Raw genomic sequence first — 18,490 nt, 5'->3', positions numbered from 1 at the left:
TCTTCTTTTGTGTTGTCTGTCAGACACCACCTTTAAAATAAAGCCGTTAACCATGTACTTCGGTCAGTACTCCATTAAACCCGCTTTCGCTACATTGACATCTCTTTTAAGAACTTGTTCGGCTAATACCTCGCGGCTGCCTTCTATATATCTTCAGGTTTCGGTTTCGGCAGGTCTTATTAGTCCAGCCTTCAGTTTTCCCTGTTTCAATCTTTTTTCTGTTTGCCTTGTGCGGCATCCGCCGCTTTAGCTTTTTTGCCCTTCCTTTCGGTTGGGAGTGCAAAGGTAAGGATCTTTTTTAAACTTCCAAATAAAATAATTTTTATTTTTTTGTTTCCTTTTCTCTTTACCCTTATTTCAATATGCCGGGCTTATCCGGCGTTCCATCCTTCCGGACGGGGCTGCAAAGGTAGCAATCTTTTTCTCTCCCGCAAACATTATTTTAAAATAAATGCCGCTCTCCCTATCACCACACCACCTTTTCAACTCAACCGTTTCCTCCGAAGCGGGATGCAAAGGTAGAAAAAAATACTGCACTGGCAAACACATCCAAGGGAATTATCGGGGCTTTTACGGTAACACAATGGTTTTCAGCAGGAAAAAGTTTTGGCCACATCAAAACTTTTTGCCGGAATGGGTGTTTAGCCGCTTTTTAAAACCATTTAATCTTAGACTTCCGAAGTTTCGCCTGCACCCAGCCCATTGAAACTTTGGAAGACCTGCCCACCTAAACCCGGCCGTAGCGGAAAACCCGAATCCCGATTTTTCATCGGGAGAGGCTTTGCAGCAAAGGACGGGAGCATACCTATATAGTAGTACAGGCATTGCTTTTCAAATAAGAAGGAAAATGAATTATACTATATAAGATAAGGCATATATAAAAGCATATCTGAAAAGAAATAAGGTACCGCATTACCAACCATACTATATATGTTAAAATTTGTTAACTGTTATTTGCTACTGAATTGCTTTGCATAGCTTAGCGGCCAATTGTTTTTATTGATGTTATCGTATTATTAATTATCTTTGCAGAATGTTTAAAGTTAAACACTTAATTATTTTAGTATTTGTTGCCGCTTTGGGTGTGGCAGGTTGTAAAAGCCGTTTCGAGAAATTGAGGGCGAGCAATGATGTTGCAAAAAAATACCAAGAGGCCCTTCGTTTGTATAATAAGCGCGATTATAGCAAAGCATTGGTACTTTTTGAAGATCTTTCTCAGAAATACCGCGGCCGTGCTGAAGCTGAGGATCTGAACTATTATTATGCTTATACCTTATATAGATTAAGTGATTACACTACCGCCAGGTACCAGTTTAAAAGCTTTGCTGAAACTTACCCTGCGAGTAAAAATGCTGAAGAAGCCAGGTACATGGGCGCTTACTGCTATTATTTAGAATCGCCAACTTTCTCACTAGATCAAGAAAATACGTATAAGGCTATTGATGCCCTGCAGCTCTTTATTAACTTATACCCTACTAGCGATAGGGCTGCCGCAGCCGGCAAATATATTGCTACTTTAAGGGGCAAGTTAGAGGATAAGGCTTTCGAAAACGCCAAAATGTATTTAACAACGGGACCAAGCAATGTAGATAATTACAGAGCGGCGGTTATTGCTTTAAAAAATGCGCAGAGAGATTATCCAGACATTAAGTATGCTGAAGAGATGGATTTCTTAATGATCAAAGCGCAATATTTATACGCAAAAAACAGTTATATCATTCGCCAGGAAGACCGTTATAACGAAGCTCTGGGCTTATATACTGAATTTACTGAAAACCACCCGGATAGTAAGTGGACTAAAGAAGCAAAAGGATTAAAAGACGATGTTGAGGCAGGTATTGCTGCCACTAAACAAGAACTTGCACTATATGCAGCCGACCAGGAAAAATACAAGCAAATGCTAATTAGAACCGGTAAGTTAAAAGATACTGCAACAATTAATAAAACGGATATTAAAAACAAGTAATACATGAATACTAACAAACCTGCTGTACCAAATACTACAGTTACCAGAAACGTACACGATTTAGACAGAACTACAGATAACCTTTACGAATCTTTAGTTGTGATTGCTAAAAGAGCAAATCAGATTTCGAATAACGTTAAAGAGGAGTTACACGGTAAATTAGCAGAATTTGCATCGAGCAACGATAATTTGGAAGAAATTTTCGAAAACCGCGAGCAAATTGAAATCAGCAAACACTACGAGCGCATGCCTAAGCCTGTGCTGGTTGCTATTGATGAGTTTTTAAACGAGAAAATTTATCACAGAAATCCTGCTAAAGAACAAAAGTAATTGGCTTAGCGTATAGCGTTTAGGGCAAAGCGTTAGCACTACGCTCTATGCTTAAAGCCCCGTGCACTATGCTAAAAAATAAAAATATAATCCTTGGCGTTTGCGGTAGCATCGCGGCATATAAGTCGGCCTTTTTGGTTAGACTGCTTGTTAAAGCTGGTGCAAACGTAAAGGTTATTCTTACCCCTGATGGTGCAAATTTCATTACACCACTTACCCTTGCTACGCTTTCTAAAAACCCGGTTTATACACAGTACTTTGAAGAAGAAACCGGTGTATGGAGCAACCATGTTGAATTAGGCTTATGGGCCGATTTAATTATTATTGCCCCAATAAGTGCCAATACACTGGCGAAACTGGCCACCGGAATTTGCGATAATCTACTTACTGCCGTATATCTTTCGGCAAAATGCCCTGTTTACGTTGCCCCAGCTATGGACCTTGATATGTGGAAACACGAAAGTACCCAGGCCAACATTCAAAAAATTACTGGATACGGCAATATTGTTATTGCACCCGGCAGCGGTGAACTGGCAAGTGGTTTATACGGAGAGGGCCGCATGGCCGAACCTGAAGAAATTGTTTCCTTTTTAACCAGTGCCATAAAAAAATCAATGCCGCTATTTGGCAAAAAAGTAATGGTTACGGCCGGTCCTACTTACGAAGCCATCGATCCGGTGAGGTTTATAGGCAACCACTCATCTGGTAAAATGGGCTTTGCCATAGCCGACGAACTTGCAAAACTTGGTGCCGATGTTACGCTGATAGCTGGACCAACTGCCCAAAAAGCTATTCAAACGCTAAACAGGATTGATGTGGTTAGCGCTCAGGAAATGTTTGAAGCCTGCACCTCGGTATTTCCCCAAACCAGCATTACCGTAATGTGTGCAGCAGTGGCCGATTACCGTCCGAAATTGGTTGCAGCACAAAAAATAAAGAAACAGGATAGCAACCTTGTTCTTGAACTGGAAAAAACAACTGATATACTGGCCACACTTGGCCAGGCAAAAACAACAGATCAGATTTTGGTTGGCTTCGCCCTCGAAACCAATGATGAAGAAAACTATGCCAAAGGCAAGCTGGAAAAGAAAAACCTCGACCTCGTTGTTTTAAATTCTTTAAATGATAAGGGCGCAGGATTTAAATCAGATACCAATAAAATTACTATTTTTAACAGCGCTTTAGAACGCAGTGTATTTGAAATGAAATCTAAAGCAGAAGTTGCTAAAGATATTTGTGCAGCCATTTTAAAAATTGCAAAATGATAAAAAGGATTTTTTGGGTATTACTATTGGTTGGTTTTGGAAAATTACAGGCGCAGGAACTGAATGCGCGTGTAACGCTATTGGCTCCACAGGTTTCGAATATTAGCAAACCCACTTTAGACGCGCTGCAAAAAACAATCCGCGATTTTTTAAACAACAACAAATTCAGCAACGAAAGCTATAAACCACAAGAACGGATTGATTGCAGTTTTGTAATCACCATTAACTCATGGGATGGTGGCTCTGGTTATACTGCCGAGGCGCAAATTCAAAGTAGCCGTCCGGTTTTTAACAGCTCTTACAACAGCACCCTGCTGAACATGAGTGATAAAAACTTTGATTTCAGCTACCTTGATGGCTCAACTATTGATTTTTCTGATCAGAACTATATCTCCAACATCAGCGCCCTCCTCACCTACTATGCGTATACCATTATCGGAATGGATAAAGACAGTTTCAGCAAAATGGGCGGAACTCCATTCTATAAAAAGGCGCAGAACATTATTAACCTGGCACAAGCTTCGGGAAATACGGGCTGGAAAGCGGCCGATGGCCTACGTAACCGTTTTTGGTTTAACGAAAATGTGCTGAACCCTATTTTCGGCGAACTGCGCACTTTCATTTACAGCTACCACCTTAATGGATTGGACCAGCTTACGGATAACGATAAAGGTTTAACACAGATTGTTTCTGCCCTGCCTGCCCTGCAGCAAATGGACAAACAAAAGCTGGGTTCCATTTTCCCAAATGTTTATTTTGCATCCAAAGCAGAAGAGGTTACCAATGTGCTATCTAAACTCAATGTACAGGAACGCATTAAAGCCTACAATATGCTGGCAGAAATAGATCCTGCAAATATTGGCAAGTACGAAGGCCTGAAGAAGAATTAGGCTATTTGGTTCACTAGTTTATTGGTCATTAGTTCATTGATTATTGGTTCATTTGTTCGTTAAGCGGTTAACTGTTCAAATTGTTTAATTGATTGCTATACGCCTAACGCCATGCGCTAAACTACCTGTTTGTTATTGGTTAAGCGGTTAATTATTTAATCGTAGAATTGTTAAAGCTAATTGATCATTGGTGAATGGTTTACTCGTTCATTTTTTGATTGATAATGGCCAAATTGCATATAGTGCCCGCTTAAAACCTTATCTTCTTAACTCCTTAATGGTCAGAAAACGGATAATTATTTAAATTGGTTAATCAAACGCTATACGCCAAACGCTTAACGGGCTTCATTGGTTAATTGGTCATTAGTTCATTCGTCATTAGTTAATTTGCTCTACGTTAATCTACTTTCTGGAGTTTTTTCTGAAAAGCAGCAGCTGTGTTCCAATTAAAAGTAAGCCCTGCTTTTGTTCATACGCCTGCAGGCCTTACACACAAGCCGGTATCCACGTCAATCAGGTTTAATTAACCTATACCAGTTTTTCATGGCAAGGTTTCCCCTCCCAGCGTACAATAACACAGTTAACCGACCAAATTATGCAGTTAACCATATCCGTACATGCAACATTTTCCCCTCCGCAACGTCTTATCCTAAAGTTAAACAGTTAAACAATTTCAACGATTAACCATTGAAAGTTAAAAATCTGTTAAAACATTTTGATATTACGAATATCTTCGTACATTTGAATACGAAATAATTCGTACAACCTGTAACATATGATTAATAATAACATCAAACCAACAGAAGGCGAAATGGAAATTCTCCAGGTGCTGTGGCAAAAAGGGAATGCTACGGTAAGAGAAGTTCATGAAGCATTGAACAAAAAAGACGCTGGCTATACCACTACTTTAAAGCTGATGCAGATTATGCACGAAAAAGGGATGGTAGAAAGAGATACCAATCAAAAAACGCACATCTACAAAGCGCTTGTTAGTCAGGATAAAACTGAAAAGCAATTGGTAAACAAAATGATCGATAACGTATTTAACGGATCGGCGGCAAGATTGGTGATGCAGGCTTTGGGTAACCACAGCGCAAGTGCAGACGAAATTGATGAAATAAAAAAATATTTAGATAGCCTTAAATAAGGTTAAAAGTTGAGGGTTGGAAGGTGTAGGGTTTAGATCCCTAATAAAAAATGGCATTTCTGGCAAAGGCCAGTTAAAAAAATTAAAACCACCGTTATGGAAACTTTATTACAACAATTTATCAAAGCATTTGGTTGGAGCATTTTAAATTCTCTTTGGCAAAGTGCTGTTATTTACGGCATCTTATTTATCGTAATGCTCAGTTTGCCCAAATTGGCAGCAAAGCACAAACATAACCTTGCTTTTGGCGCCATCGTTTTAATGTTTATCGGTTTTGGCTACAACTTTATCAGCCAGCTAATCGCCAGCAGAAGTTATCAGGCCCCAGCCATCAACACACAGAATATACAGGTTTATCAATATTTCAATAACCTGCCACCAAGTTTTAGCAGTAAGGCAGAGCAGTATTTCCCTCTCGTAGTGGTTTTCTACATTATCGGTATCCTGCTTCAGCTATTTGTAATTGTTAAAGGTTACAGCCAACTATCTAGATTTAAAAAAGACAGTTTAAGTGCAATACCAGAAAGCTGGAAGCTGATTTTTAACCAGGTTACGGCGCACCTTAAAATCAATAAAACCATACAGTTCCACCTATCTGCTATCGTAAATGTTCCCTTGGTAATCGGTTATTTAAAACCGGTGGTACTTTTCCCGCTTGCCCTGGTTAATCAACTGGATAACGATCAGGTAGAAGCGATATTGATCCACGAGTTATCGCACATCAGAAGAAATGATTTTTTATTGAACCTGATTAAAACGGCCATAGAAACCCTCCTTTTCTATAATCCATTTGTTTGGATGGCCGGTAGGTTTATACACATTGAACGCGAGCATGCCTGCGATGACCTGGTTTTAAAAATTACGGGCAAACCATTGAATTACGCCCACGCCCTACTTAAGCTCGAACTGCTAAAGGATAAAAATAGTCCGGCCTATGCACTGGCCGCAACAGGCAAAACACAAAATTTATATCAACGCATAAAAAGAATAACCAATATGAAAACAAATTATTTAAACGCCAAACAACAAATGGCAGCCTTAACCCTTGGCGTAGCCTGCCTGTTTTCTATTGCTTGGATCAATCCGACCGAAAAGAAAAAAGAGACCAAAAAACAACCTAAACAAGAAATACTTAGCCTTCAGGTTTCAGATGGGACTTTAAAACACATCATCTGTACCGATACCACCAAAAAACGCAAGGTTAAAATTGTGACCATTGATGCAAACGGCAAAAAAACAGAATACAACTCTGTAAAGGAAATGCCGGATAGCGTTAGAAGGGATTTTTACAGGGATGAGCTTTTTGCCGGAAACAATGTATTCAGGATCCACAGCGATAGCGCTTTTAAATTTAAAGATTCGTTGTTCCGTGTGAAAATAGACCGCGAATTCAACTCGCCGGAAGCGCAGGCTAAATGGAAAAAATTTGGAGAGGATATTGCCAAACAATACAGCTCGCCAGAAGCACAGGCCAAATGGAAAAAATTTGGCGAAGATATTGCCAAACAATACAACTCGCCAGAAGCGCAGGCCAAATGGAAAAAATTTGGAGAGGACATGCAAAAGAAAATGAACTCACCTGAACAACAGGCCAAATGGAAAAAAATGAGTGAAGATATGGCCAAAGAATTCAACTCACCAGAAGCCCAGGCCAAGTGGAAAAAATTTGGCGAAGAAATGGCGGCCAAAGTGAACACGCCAGAGTTTAGGGCACAAATAGACAACATCCGCATCAGTGCTTTAAAAAACGGCGAAATGCTAAAATTATCAAACTTGGCGAGAATCAATTCAGATTCTTTATTTCAGGGCACTAGAACCATGAACGGTCCTGAGAATAGGGTATTGTATCTCCAAGATAATTCGAACAGTAAAGTACGCCAAACTGAAGAGTACAAAAAACTGAAAGAAAAATTTGATACCGAAGTAAGAGAACTTAAAGAGCGGATGGAAAAGAAAGAGAAAAAGGAAAAAGTTGAAGGTGGCAACAAGGGTACACAACTAAGTCCGGCCGTAATGCTTTACAACAACAAAAATTTCACCAGCCCGGTTAAAGCTTTAAATGCACAAAATGCTGTTGTTACATATAAAAACCCCGATTTTGCAATTGCAGATCAGTTGGCACTTAAAACCTACGTACAAACTGGCAATCTTAACTTTACCGATCACAACAATATTAACGTTGTAATAAAATAAAAGGATTTAAACCACACAAATTAGTTGAACAGCGAAGATTATTCTTCGCTGTTTTTGTTTTACCTTAACTTGTTGAAATAACTTTTTAGTATTTTCGCAAAGCTATGCTACAAAAACTTTCTATACGTAATTACGCATTAATTGATAGTCTTGATATCGAATTTGATAAAGGCTTAAATATTATAACGGGCGAAACTGGCGCTGGTAAATCTATCATACTGGGCGCACTGTCGTTAATTTTGGGTCAACGCGCAGAAAGCAAATACTTTTTTAACCAGGATAAAAAATGCGTTATTGAAGGCAGTTTTGCTCTGGCAGATGAAAACCTTAGGGATCTTTTTGAAGAAAACGACCTGGATTTTGCCAACGAAACTATCCTGCGCAGGGAAATCTCGATAGATGGTAAATCAAGATCGTTCATTAATGATACCCCGGTTAACCTTTCCATTTTAAAACAGATTGGAGAAAAACTGATCGATATCCATTCGCAGCATGCCACACAGGAAATTAACGATACCGATTTTCAGTTGTTGATTGTAGATTCACTGGCCAACCACCAGGCCCTTCTGTTCGATTACCGTAGCGGGTTTAAAAAACTCAAACAAGACAGCAACCTGTTAAAGAAACTGGTTACCGAGGCAGATGAAGCCAGAAATAAACAGGATTATGAACAATTTTTGTTCAATGAACTGGAGCAGGCCAAATTACAGGAAGGCGAACAACAGGAGCTAGAGCAGGAATTAGAAAGGTTAACACATGCCGAAACCATAAAAAGAGCATTACTTACCGCTTCAGGATTAATCAATGAAAGCGAACCTTCTGCCCTTCAGATTTTAAAAGAGGCTTCCTTGCAATTGCAAAGCATAGAAAAGTTCGATCCAGCTATAAATACCTTGTACGAACGTTTACGCTCATCGATTATTGAAATTAAAGATATTACCGACGAAGTTTCGGCAATTGAAGAAAATACTTTGCACAGTGCAGACAGGCTCGAAATTGTAAACCAGAGGCTAGATCTGTTTTATTCATTGCAGCAAAAGCACCGTGTAGCCGATAATACGGAGTTGCTGGCCCTTCAAAAACAACTGGAAGAGAACCTGAACAGGCTCTTATCTTCTGATGAGCACATAGAGAAACTGCAAAAAGAAATCGATCAGTTAAAAAATGAACTGCATAAAAAAGCCGATCAGTTAAGCGCCAACCGTAAAAAAGCAATAAAAGTGGTTGAGGACCAAACCGGTATTACCTTAAAAAAAGTGGGTATGCTTAATGCCAGGCTACTGTTGGAGCAAAAGGTACTTACCACTTTAAGTAAGGATGGCCTTGATGAAATTAACCTGCTTTTCACTGCCAATGCTGGCCAGGCACCTGCACCGGTAAACAAAGTGGCATCAGGTGGCGAGCTATCCAGGTTAATGTTGGCCATAAAGGCTTTATTGGCAAAACATACCGCTCTGCCAACTATTATCTTTGACGAGATTGATACGGGGATTTCGGGAGAAACAGCCCAAAAAGTTGGCGAAGTAATTGCAGAGCTGGGCAACAATATGCAGGTAATATCCATTACACACTTACCCCAAATTGCGGCAAAAGGCAAATCGCACTATTTTGTGCATAAACATGAAACCGGTGGCAAAACCACCACAGGAATCCGTAAACTGAAGCAAGAAGAAAGAATTGGAGCCATTGCCGAAATGTTAAGCGGCAAGAACCCAGGCGCATCGGCAATAGAAAATGCCAAAGAACTGCTTGCTTAAGGATGTATATAGTGCCATATGGTAACATCTGGCACCACTTTTAAATTAATTGATTGACATTAACTATGAGATCAGTTATATTTAATCGATGAAATCATTATTACTTCTACTCTCCTTGCTAAGCACCTACTTGGTTTCTTTTGCGCAGCAAAGCTACTACCTGAGCGGTACGGTGAAAGATAAACGCGGTGAGGCTTTACCAGGAGCTGGAGTATATATTAGTGGTTACAAAATTGCTACCATCTCCGAAAATGACGGTTCTTATAAGCTGCTGCTAAAACCGGGTAATTACGATATACTGGTACAGCTTATTGGTTATAAAGCCCTCAATAAAAATGTAATCATTTCTGACAAGACTGTAAAACTCGATCTGGTGCTAGAGGAAAGCGTTACACAGCTGGCCGAAGTAACCATTAAACCCGATCTGAACCGCGAACGCTACATTGCCATGTTCAAAGATTTTTTTATCGGAACAACCCCCAATGCAGCACAATGTAAGCTCATCAATCCAAATGTGCTTATTATCGATTACGATAGGGAGAACGGTCTGCTTACCGTTAAAAGCAACGAATTTTTAATTATCGAAAACAAAGCACTCGGCTATAGGATTAAATATTTGGTTAACAATTTCGAATATAGCCGCAAAACCAATATCATTTATTACGAAGGTTACCCCACTTACGAGGATTTAAAAGCTTCTAAACGCAAAAAAGAAGGCTGGGACAAAAAGCGATTAACCGCATATTTGGGTTCGCCCCAACATTTTTTTAAATCATTGTTCAATAAAAATGCCACTGGCGAAGGCTTTATCATCAATAAAATGATCAACATTCCTAACCCTGATAAACCTGCCGATAGCCTAATCAATGCCAACATCAAGCGCTTAAGCCCTGTACAGAATATTACGGGGAACATTCACTTTGTAATTGGCGATTCATTAAATTATTGGGTTAAAAAGAAAAATCTGCCCAAAGAAATATCGGTATTGAGTAAGCAGGCCGTTCAGCAGGATACCCTTACCCATCTGACCAGTAGCAGTGCCATTAAAGAGATTAATTTTACCGACAAACTTTACATTGCCTATACCAAAGAAAAGGAAGACCCATCTTTTTCGCAAAGGATTGGAATTGCCATTGGCAGACCCTTAGAATATTCACATTACCAGATATCGACCATCACACAGCAACACGGGCCTGTATATTTTTACGAAAATGGTGGCATTTACAATCCACGAACCATGCTTTATTCGGGTTATTGGGCTTGGGAAAAAATTGCCGATAGTGTTCCTATGGATTACCTGCCTCCGGTTAATTTAGCAGAGAACAAGTAGAAATATTGCTAAGCTTATTAAGCAGATCTACCCGTTTCCAAGTCAAAAATGATTTCTATCCTGAACCTGTATTTTGCATAATTAGCTGTTTAAAGGCCTCGAAGAAAATCCTTATCTCTATTTGACAAAGCAGCGTGCACAAATGTTAAATTTGTTAAAAATCTTTTAGGATTTTAATAAATATTGAGCCTTTTGGTTACATTCGTGTCCATGATTAAAAGCCTTTTAGTATCCTTTATACTATTGATATTGGGTACTAATGCCATCGCTCAAAATACATTTTCAATTAGCGGCTTGGTTAGAGACCAAAAGGATGGTTTGCCGGGCGCAAGTATTTATTTAAGCGGATATAAAATTGCTACAGTTGCAGATAACGATGGGCGTTTTAAGCTAAGCAACCTTAAGCCGGGAAGCTACGATCTTCTGGTGCAGATTGTTGGCTACCTCCCCTACTCCAAAAGTGTAATCATATCGGATAAATCGGTTCAGGTTGAGCTGGTTTTAAAAGAAAATGTGGCGCAGTTGGAAGAGGTTGTAGTTAGGGCCGATCCGAACCGGCAGAAATACATTAATCAGTTTAAGGAGTTTTTTATCGGCAAAACACCGAATGCGCTGCAGTGCAAAATATTAAATCCACAGGTTTTAAATGTAGACTTCGACATTACCAAGAGCACACTGAGCGTTTCTACCACCGAATTTTTAGTGGTAGAAAATAAAGCTTTGGGCTACCGACTTAAATATATGCTCGATCATTTCGAATATAACTCAAGAACCCATATTATTTACTATTCCGGTCACCCGTTTTTCGAAGAACTTAAAGCATCTACAGCCAAAAAGAAAAAGTACATTGCCGCTCGAGAAACTGCTTATTACGGCTCTTCGCAGCATTTTTTCAGGTCGCTTTATGCCAATACCACCAAAGAAGAAGGCTTTATCATCAATAAAATGGTTAAAGTGCCTAACCCAAACCGTTATCCTGAGTATTTAATCAACGCCAATCTAGAAAAAATTAAGGCAGTACCCGAAAAAACCGGCATCAGACAAACCAAGGGCAAGGTAGATACAGCCTTATTGGCATTTTGGATGAAGCAAAAAGAAATGCCCAAAACCATCGATAAATTTTCGCGAGCAGATGTGCTTACTGATACGCTGGTGCATTATTTTAATCCAAACCTAAAATACCTGAGCTACACCGATGCCTTGTTGATCCAGTATACCAAAGAAAAAGAATCGCTGGCCTATTCTAAAACCGGTTTTTGGATCTTCAGACCTTTGGATGTGCCCGAAAATGAAATCTCTGTAGCCAATTTAACCGGAGAAGGCGTCCGTTTTTACGAAAACGGTGGAATTTATGATTCCAGATCGTTGCTGTATGAAGGTTATTGGGCCTATGAAAAAGTGGCCGATATGGTACCAATGGATTATATCCCCTTGCCAAAAAAAACAAATAGTGTTGAAAAGTAGGGTATTTATTTAATTTAGAATTACTAATATTTTTAGTAATTTTAAATCATGATCAGCGGAGAAGAAAAACAGTATTTTAAAGGACGGGGCGCTCAGGTTAATCCACACAACAAATTTTTAAAGGATGTTTACATCAAAGAGCACGATGAAGGAATAGATGATTGGGAAGAAAGCGATCGTAAAACATCATTCATTGTTGAACATTCAAAAACCATTGTAAATAAAGTTGATAGTCCGGATGTGGGCATGGCCTATTCGCTAAATCCATACCAGGGATGCGAACATGGCTGTACCTATTGTTATGCACGCAATTCGCATCAGTATTGGGGCTATAGTGCGGGGATAGAATTTGAACGGAAAATAATTGTAAAGAAAGACGCTCCGGCGCTGTTTAAAAAATTTCTGGAGAAAAAAGGCTGGGATGCCACTACCATATCGCTATCGGGCAATACCGACTGCTACCAGCCTGCTGAAAGGAAATTTAAATTGACCAGGCAGCTATTGGAAATTGCACTGGCCTATAAACAGCCCATTGGCATGATCACGAAAAACTCCTTAATTCTCCGCGATCAGGATATTTTACAGGAAATGGCTAAGCTAAACCTGTGCATGGTTTATGTATCGATAAACAGTTTAAACGAAGATTTACGACAGGTAATGGAGCCCCGTACCACCACAGCCAGGCAAAGGTTAAAGATTGTAGAGGAACTGAGTAAAGCAGGTATCCCTATGGGGGTTATGGTTGCACCACTGGTTCCAGGCTTAAGCGACCATGAAATTCCTAAAATTTTAAAGGCCGTGGCCAATTCCGGTGCCATTAAAGCAGGCTACACCGTTGTTCGGCTAAATGGGGCCATAGGGCAGATATTTGAAGATTGGCTCCGTAAAAACTTTCCCGATCGTTTTGATAAAGTTTGGCACATGATACAGAGCTGCCATGGCGGAAATGTGAACGACAGCAGATTTGGGGATAGGATGCGCGGAGATGGCCATATAGCCCAACTCATCAGGGATAATTTTAGGTTACATTGCCGTTTAAATGGCTTAAATGTGAAAGATATTATTTTAGATCACAGCCTGTTTAAAATTCCCAGTAATCAGGCCAGCCTGTTTTAGCTGTACCTTTAGCAGGTTAATTTGTAATCTACAACGATAAAACCTAGTTTAGCTCCATGAACATTGCATTGATAACCTACCTCGATAAAGGAGCTTATGATAGCACCACGGTTGAAAGTGAAGACGATAAACTTTTAGTTTTTTTAAGAGAAAAAGGTTTAACTATTGAAAAGGTAATCTGGAACGACCCAGCGGTAAACTGGGCAGATTATACATTGGCTATTTTAAAATCGCCATGGGATTATTTCGATTTAATTGAAGATTTTTATGCCTGGCTTAATCAACTGGAAAGTAAAAATATCAGATTGCTTAATCCTATTGATGTTGTAAAATGGAATTCGAACAAGCAATACCTGCAAGAAATTGAAGCTGCCGGTTTAAAAATTACCCCAAGTGTTTTTGTCAATAAGCAACAAAGCATAGATTTGAACCATTTTTTTCAGCAATTTAATACCAGCAAGCTAATTGTAAAGCCCTGCGTAAGTGGCGGTGCAAAAAATACCTTTAAAGTAACTGCAGATAATGTAGCTGAAGTAAACGAGAAATTAAACCAGCTTATTCAGGAAGAAGATTTTATTGTACAGCCCTTTTTGCCCGAAATTTTAGAAAACGGTGAGTGGTCTTTTATTTTCTTTAACGGCGTGTACAGCCATTCGCTGGTTAAACAGGCAAAGCCTGGCGATTTTAGGGTGCAGCCTGCTCATGGCGGATCTGTTCATCCACAAAAGCCCGATCAGGCACTTATTGAAACAGCGCAGCAGTATATAAACTTATTTGCTAAAGATTGTCTTTATGCCAGGGTTGACGGTACTTTTGTAAATGGCGAATTTTTATTGATGGAGCTGGAACTTATTGAGCCATTTTTATTCTTAAACACGGACCCTCAAAATTATGAACGGTATTTTAAGGCTTTGCAAGAGCTGATGTAAAAAAGTTGTTAGCTGGTCGGAATTGCAATTCCGACCAACTTAGAGATTATTTTATTAGGCCGTCACCCTGCACTTGTTTCAGGGTCTTTACAAGATCGGGATTACAATTCCCGACCAGCTTAGAATCCCGACCAACTTAGAGATTATTTTATTAGGCCGTCAACCTGAACTTGTTTCAGGGTCTTTTACAAGATCGGGATTACAATTCCCGACCAGCTTAGATTCCCGACCAACTTAGAAATGGAGAGATCTATCTTGAGATAGATTTCTCGACTTCGCTTAGCTCCGCACGAAATGACGGTAAATTAGGAGAGCTAGAGACAGAAACTTCTAAAAGTAGTGTCATTGCAAATCCAGATAAGCCTAATGTTATTATTTAGCAGCAAAAACCTGCACCCAGTAATTATCAGTTTTAGCAGCACCCATTTCTTTAAATGCGGCATTCATAATATTTTTACAGTGGCTTTCGCTGGCAATCCACTCGTTAAAAACCTGGCTTTCAGAAGTTTGCCCTGAAGCTAAATTTTCGCCAACAGTTGTCCAAATGTAACCCGTTGCGGTAACCCTAGTACCCACAGTTTCGCCATTGGCAGAGGTGTGTACAAGGCTTTTTATCGATGCGGTATACTTGCTCTGGTAAATGGCTGCAGAACCTAAATTGGCATTCCATGTTAAAGCTGCTACCGCAGGCATTTTTGTGGTACCACAGTTACATCCGGCTAAACGGGTATCGTTAACAAGCTTCAACAATGCATCGTTATTGATATTTGTAGCAGTAGAGCTTTCTATTTTTAACGTTTTAGATGTTTCCGTATCCGAAGAAGAGTCGGTTCCTTTTTTGCAGGACAGGGCACAGCACAGCGCTATGCACATTAACGGGAGGACGAAAGATTTCATTGACTATAATTTGTTTAAGGAAAGATACAATCATTTTTTTTAATAAAAATAATTTCCAGCGATCTTTTTCTCACTCCAAAAACAACTAAAGTGCGTTTGCACACTTATACAAGCCTTATAACAAAGAAACTCCCGATTTACACCGGGAGTTTCTTTTTATTTACTCGAAGAGTCTTCTTCTTTTGATTGCTCTTTCTTTTTCTCGCCTTTTTTCTGGTTTACCGAGATCAGCTCTGTTGTTTTATCGTAATCGATTTCTAAAACATCGCCTTCTGTCAACTCACCTTTAAGAATTTCTTCGGCAATTGGATCTTCCAGATACTTTTGGATAGCCCTTTTTAAAGGACGTGCACCAAAATTGCTGTCAAAACCTTTTTCAGCGATATATTCTTTTGCATTTTCGGTTAGGGCAATATCATATCCTAAAGTATGTACGCGGCCGAATAACGCTTTCAATTCGATATCGATAATTCTGAAGATTTCTTCTTTACCTAAGCTATTGAATACCACCACATCATCTACACGGTTTAAAAACTCTGGTGCAAAAGCGCGTTTCAAAGCACTTTCAATTACACCACGGCTGTGCGATTCTGCCTGGTTTGTTTTAGCTGAAGTAGAAAAACCAACTCCTTGACCGAAATCTTTTAACTGACGGGCACCGATGTTTGAAGTCATGATGATGATTGTATTTCTAAAATCAACTTTGCGTCCTAAACTATCAGTAAGCTGTCCTTCATCCAATACCTGTAAAAGGATATTAAATACATCAGGGTGTGCTTTTTCAATCTCATCTAACAGGATTACCGCATATGGTTTTCTTCTAACTTTTTCGGTTAACTGTCCACCTTCTTCATATCCAACGTATCCTGGAGGCGCTCCCACTAAACGTGATACCGCAAATTTCTCCATGTACTCGCTCATATCAATCTGGATCAGCGAATCGTCGCTATCAAACATGAAACGGGCCAGTTCTTTTGCCAATTCTGTTTTACCTACACCGGTTGGACCTAAGAAAATAAATGAACCAATTGGTTTTTTGGGATCTTTTAATCCAGCTCTTGTACGTTGGATGGCTTTGGTTAATTTCTTAATCGCATCATCCTGACCAATAATTTTTTCGGCCACTTTATCATACATGTTCAACAGCTTTTGGCTATCGGTTTGTCCAACACGCTGTACCGGAATACCGGTCATCATGGCTACCACCTCTGCTACGTTATCTTCTGATACTTCGTAACGTTTGGTTTTGGTTTCGGCTTCCCATTCTGCTTTGGCCTTATCTAATTCTTCAATTAAATTTTTCTCCGTATCGCGAAGTTTAGCGGCTTCCTCGTATTTCTGACTGCGAACAACCTTGTTTTTCTCTAACTTAATATCTTCAATTTTCGCTTCAATATCGATAATATTCTGCGGAACGTGGATATTGGTTAAGTGTACCCTCGAACCTGCCTCATCTAAAGCATCAATAGCTTTATCGGGCAAGAAACGATCAGAAATATAACGCGAAGTTAACGTAACACAGGCTTCAATCGCTTCCTGAGTATAGGTTACACCGTGGTGTTCTTCGTATTTATCTTTAATGCGGGTTAAAATTTCGATGGTCTCATCTGGAGTTGCAGGTTCAACCATTACTTTTTGAAAACGACGGTCTAAAGCGCCATCTTTTTCGATGTACTGGCGGTACTCATCTAATGTAGTAGCACCGATACATTGAATTTCGCCCCTTGCCAAAGCTGGCTTAAACATATTTGAGGCATCTAACGATCCAGATGCTCCACCTGCGCCAACAATGGTATGAATCTCATCAATAAATAAAATTACATCAGTAGATTTTTCAAGCTCGTTCATTACAGCTTTCATACGCTCTTCAAACTGGCCACGGTATTTGGTACCGGCAACCAACGAAGCTAAATCCAAAGTAACTACACGTTTGCCGAAAAGCACACGCGAAACTTTACGCTGAACGATACGCAGGGCCAAACCTTCTGCAATTGCAGATTTACCTACCCCAGGCTCTCCGATCAGGATCGGGTTGTTCTTTTTTCTACGGGATAAAATCTGCGATACGCGTTCAATTTCTTTTTCGCGGCCAACAATCGGATCTAAGCGGCCTTCTTCTGCAGCTTTGGTTAAATCGCGACCGAAATTATCCAGTACGGGAGTTTTAGATTTAATATCTGAAACCTTTTTAGGTGTACTAAAGCTTTCTTCCTCGCGATAATCATCATCACCGCCTGTTGAAGCGCTGTTCGAAATATCATCTCTGAAACCGTTCTTATTTACTTCAACTTCCTGTTTAAAAACATCGTAAGTAACGCCGTATTGCAACAATATTTGTGAGGCAATGTTATCATCATCTCTCAAAACCGATAACAACAAATGTTCGGTGCCAATTAAATCGCTTTTAAATATTTTAGCTTCTAAGTAAGTAATCTTTAAAACCTTTTCGGCCTGTTTCGTTAATGGAATATTGCCTAAGTTTACTGTAACACTCGAAGTACCGCGAACAGCATCTTCAATTGAGCGGCGCAATTTACCGGTATCAACCCCTAACGATCGTAAAATTTTTATTGCCATGCCATCGCCTTCGCGGATGAGGCCCAATAATAAATGCTCGGTTCCAATGTAATCATGCCCTAAGCGGAGCGCTTCCTCCCTACTAAAAGAGATTACATCTTTAACCTGTGGTGAAAATTTTGCTTCCATAATACCTTTCTTAACAGCTACGTCCCTAAACTATAAAATAAATTATAAAAAGAGTACGTGCTGTTTTCTTTATTTTATCAACAATTGCGCCATACGGGTGGATAAAGAGGCCTTTAAACGCCTGAAAGCCTTAAAATCAATGCAAGAATATCGTTTCGATAAATATAATTTTATTTGTATCTATCTACGTAATAAGTGTTCTAAAGGATTTAAAGGGACATTTGCCAAAAACATCCAGCTAATCATATTTTATTGTCGGTTTATTGTAAGGATTTTTTCAGGTCCAAAAACTGACAAATTGTATCTATTTACCAAAGCAATTTACAAGTTTTGACAGAAAAATAAAAGGAACATGTCATCATTTAACAATTTCGTTAGATAAAAATCAACAACAGTTAGCGCCCCATACACCTCCTTACATAAATCTATACGGCAATAACTGTAATTAGGTTGTTTTTGTTTTCTAAAAGGACAGTAATCTACATCGTCCCTGTATTTGT

At 39.4% G+C, this 18,490-nt stretch carries 13 protein-coding genes; 11 read left to right on the top strand and 2 right to left on the bottom strand.

Annotated features, from left to right (window positions below; translation table 11 throughout):
- The first annotated feature begins 1,033 nt into the window (after positions 1-1,033).
- The 11 genes from ACS5PU_RS03615 to ACS5PU_RS03565 all read left to right on the top strand — a co-directional run bounded on the left by ACS5PU_RS03615 (position 1,034) and on the right by ACS5PU_RS03565 (position 14,387).
- The gene (locus ACS5PU_RS03615; RefSeq protein WP_439457900.1) at positions 1,034-1,966 is read left to right on the top strand and encodes an outer membrane protein assembly factor BamD; all 933 of its coding nucleotides are present in this window, start codon (positions 1,034-1,036) and stop codon (positions 1,964-1,966) included.
- Between the two features lie 3 nt (positions 1,967-1,969).
- A complete protein-coding gene (locus ACS5PU_RS03610; protein WP_131560376.1) occupies positions 1,970-2,296 on the top strand; it encodes a DNA-directed RNA polymerase subunit omega in 327 nt (108 codons plus the stop codon).
- A 68-nt stretch (positions 2,297-2,364) separates the two neighbouring features.
- Positions 2,365-3,561 (top strand): bifunctional phosphopantothenoylcysteine decarboxylase/phosphopantothenate--cysteine ligase CoaBC, encoded by a 1,197-nt coding sequence (gene coaBC / locus ACS5PU_RS03605; protein ID WP_439457899.1) that lies wholly within the window; start codon positions 2,365-2,367, stop codon positions 3,559-3,561.
- Positions 3,558-4,451 carry a DUF4835 family protein gene (locus ACS5PU_RS03600; protein ID WP_439457898.1) on the top strand — a complete coding sequence of 298 codons (894 nt, stop codon included), beginning with the start codon at positions 3,558-3,560 and terminating at the stop codon, positions 4,449-4,451. Before coaBC ends, ACS5PU_RS03600 begins: the two co-directional genes overlap by 4 nt.
- A gap of 775 nt (positions 4,452-5,226) precedes the next feature.
- Complete coding sequence (locus ACS5PU_RS03595) at positions 5,227-5,598, top strand: BlaI/MecI/CopY family transcriptional regulator (protein WP_439457897.1); 372 nt, start codon at positions 5,227-5,229, stop codon at positions 5,596-5,598.
- Positions 5,599-5,694: 96 nt separating this feature from the next.
- Positions 5,695-7,791: a M56 family metallopeptidase gene (locus ACS5PU_RS03590; RefSeq protein ID WP_439457896.1), complete on the top strand. Its 2,097-nt coding sequence runs from the start codon at positions 5,695-5,697 to the stop codon at positions 7,789-7,791.
- Positions 7,792-7,895: 104 nt separating this feature from the next.
- Positions 7,896-9,548: a DNA repair protein RecN gene (gene recN, locus ACS5PU_RS03585; protein ID WP_439457895.1), complete on the top strand. Its 1,653-nt coding sequence runs from the start codon at positions 7,896-7,898 to the stop codon at positions 9,546-9,548.
- 88 nt (positions 9,549-9,636) lie between these two features.
- On the top strand, positions 9,637-10,878 hold the full coding sequence (locus ACS5PU_RS03580; protein ID WP_439457894.1) for a carboxypeptidase-like regulatory domain-containing protein: 1,242 nt from the start codon (positions 9,637-9,639) through the stop codon (positions 10,876-10,878).
- A 210-nt stretch (positions 10,879-11,088) separates the two neighbouring features.
- Entirely contained in the window at positions 11,089-12,342 is a 1,254-nt protein-coding gene (locus tag ACS5PU_RS03575) for a carboxypeptidase-like regulatory domain-containing protein (RefSeq protein WP_439457893.1), read from the top strand.
- A gap of 48 nt (positions 12,343-12,390) precedes the next feature.
- Positions 12,391-13,458: a PA0069 family radical SAM protein gene (locus ACS5PU_RS03570; RefSeq protein ID WP_439457892.1), complete on the top strand. Its 1,068-nt coding sequence runs from the start codon at positions 12,391-12,393 to the stop codon at positions 13,456-13,458.
- Positions 13,459-13,514: 56 nt separating this feature from the next.
- Entirely contained in the window at positions 13,515-14,387 is an 873-nt protein-coding gene (locus ACS5PU_RS03565; protein ID WP_439457891.1) for an ATP-grasp domain-containing protein, read from the top strand.
- Positions 14,388-14,759: 372 nt separating this feature from the next.
- On the opposite strand, the gene ACS5PU_RS03560 is transcribed toward ACS5PU_RS03565, so the two are convergent.
- Positions 14,760-15,284 (bottom strand): CAP domain-containing protein, encoded by a 525-nt coding sequence (locus ACS5PU_RS03560; RefSeq protein WP_439457890.1) that lies wholly within the window; start codon positions 15,282-15,284, stop codon positions 14,760-14,762.
- A 156-nt stretch (positions 15,285-15,440) separates the two neighbouring features.
- On the bottom strand, positions 15,441-17,990 hold the full coding sequence (locus ACS5PU_RS03555) for an ATP-dependent Clp protease ATP-binding subunit (protein WP_439457889.1): 2,550 nt from the start codon (positions 17,988-17,990) through the stop codon (positions 15,441-15,443).
- Positions 17,991-18,490: the final 500 nt, after the last annotated feature.

Source organism: Pedobacter sp. GSP4 (assembly GCF_051857575.1).
GTDB lineage: Bacteria > Bacteroidota > Bacteroidia > Sphingobacteriales > Sphingobacteriaceae > Pedobacter.
This window is presented reverse-complemented; position numbering and strand designations above follow the sequence as displayed.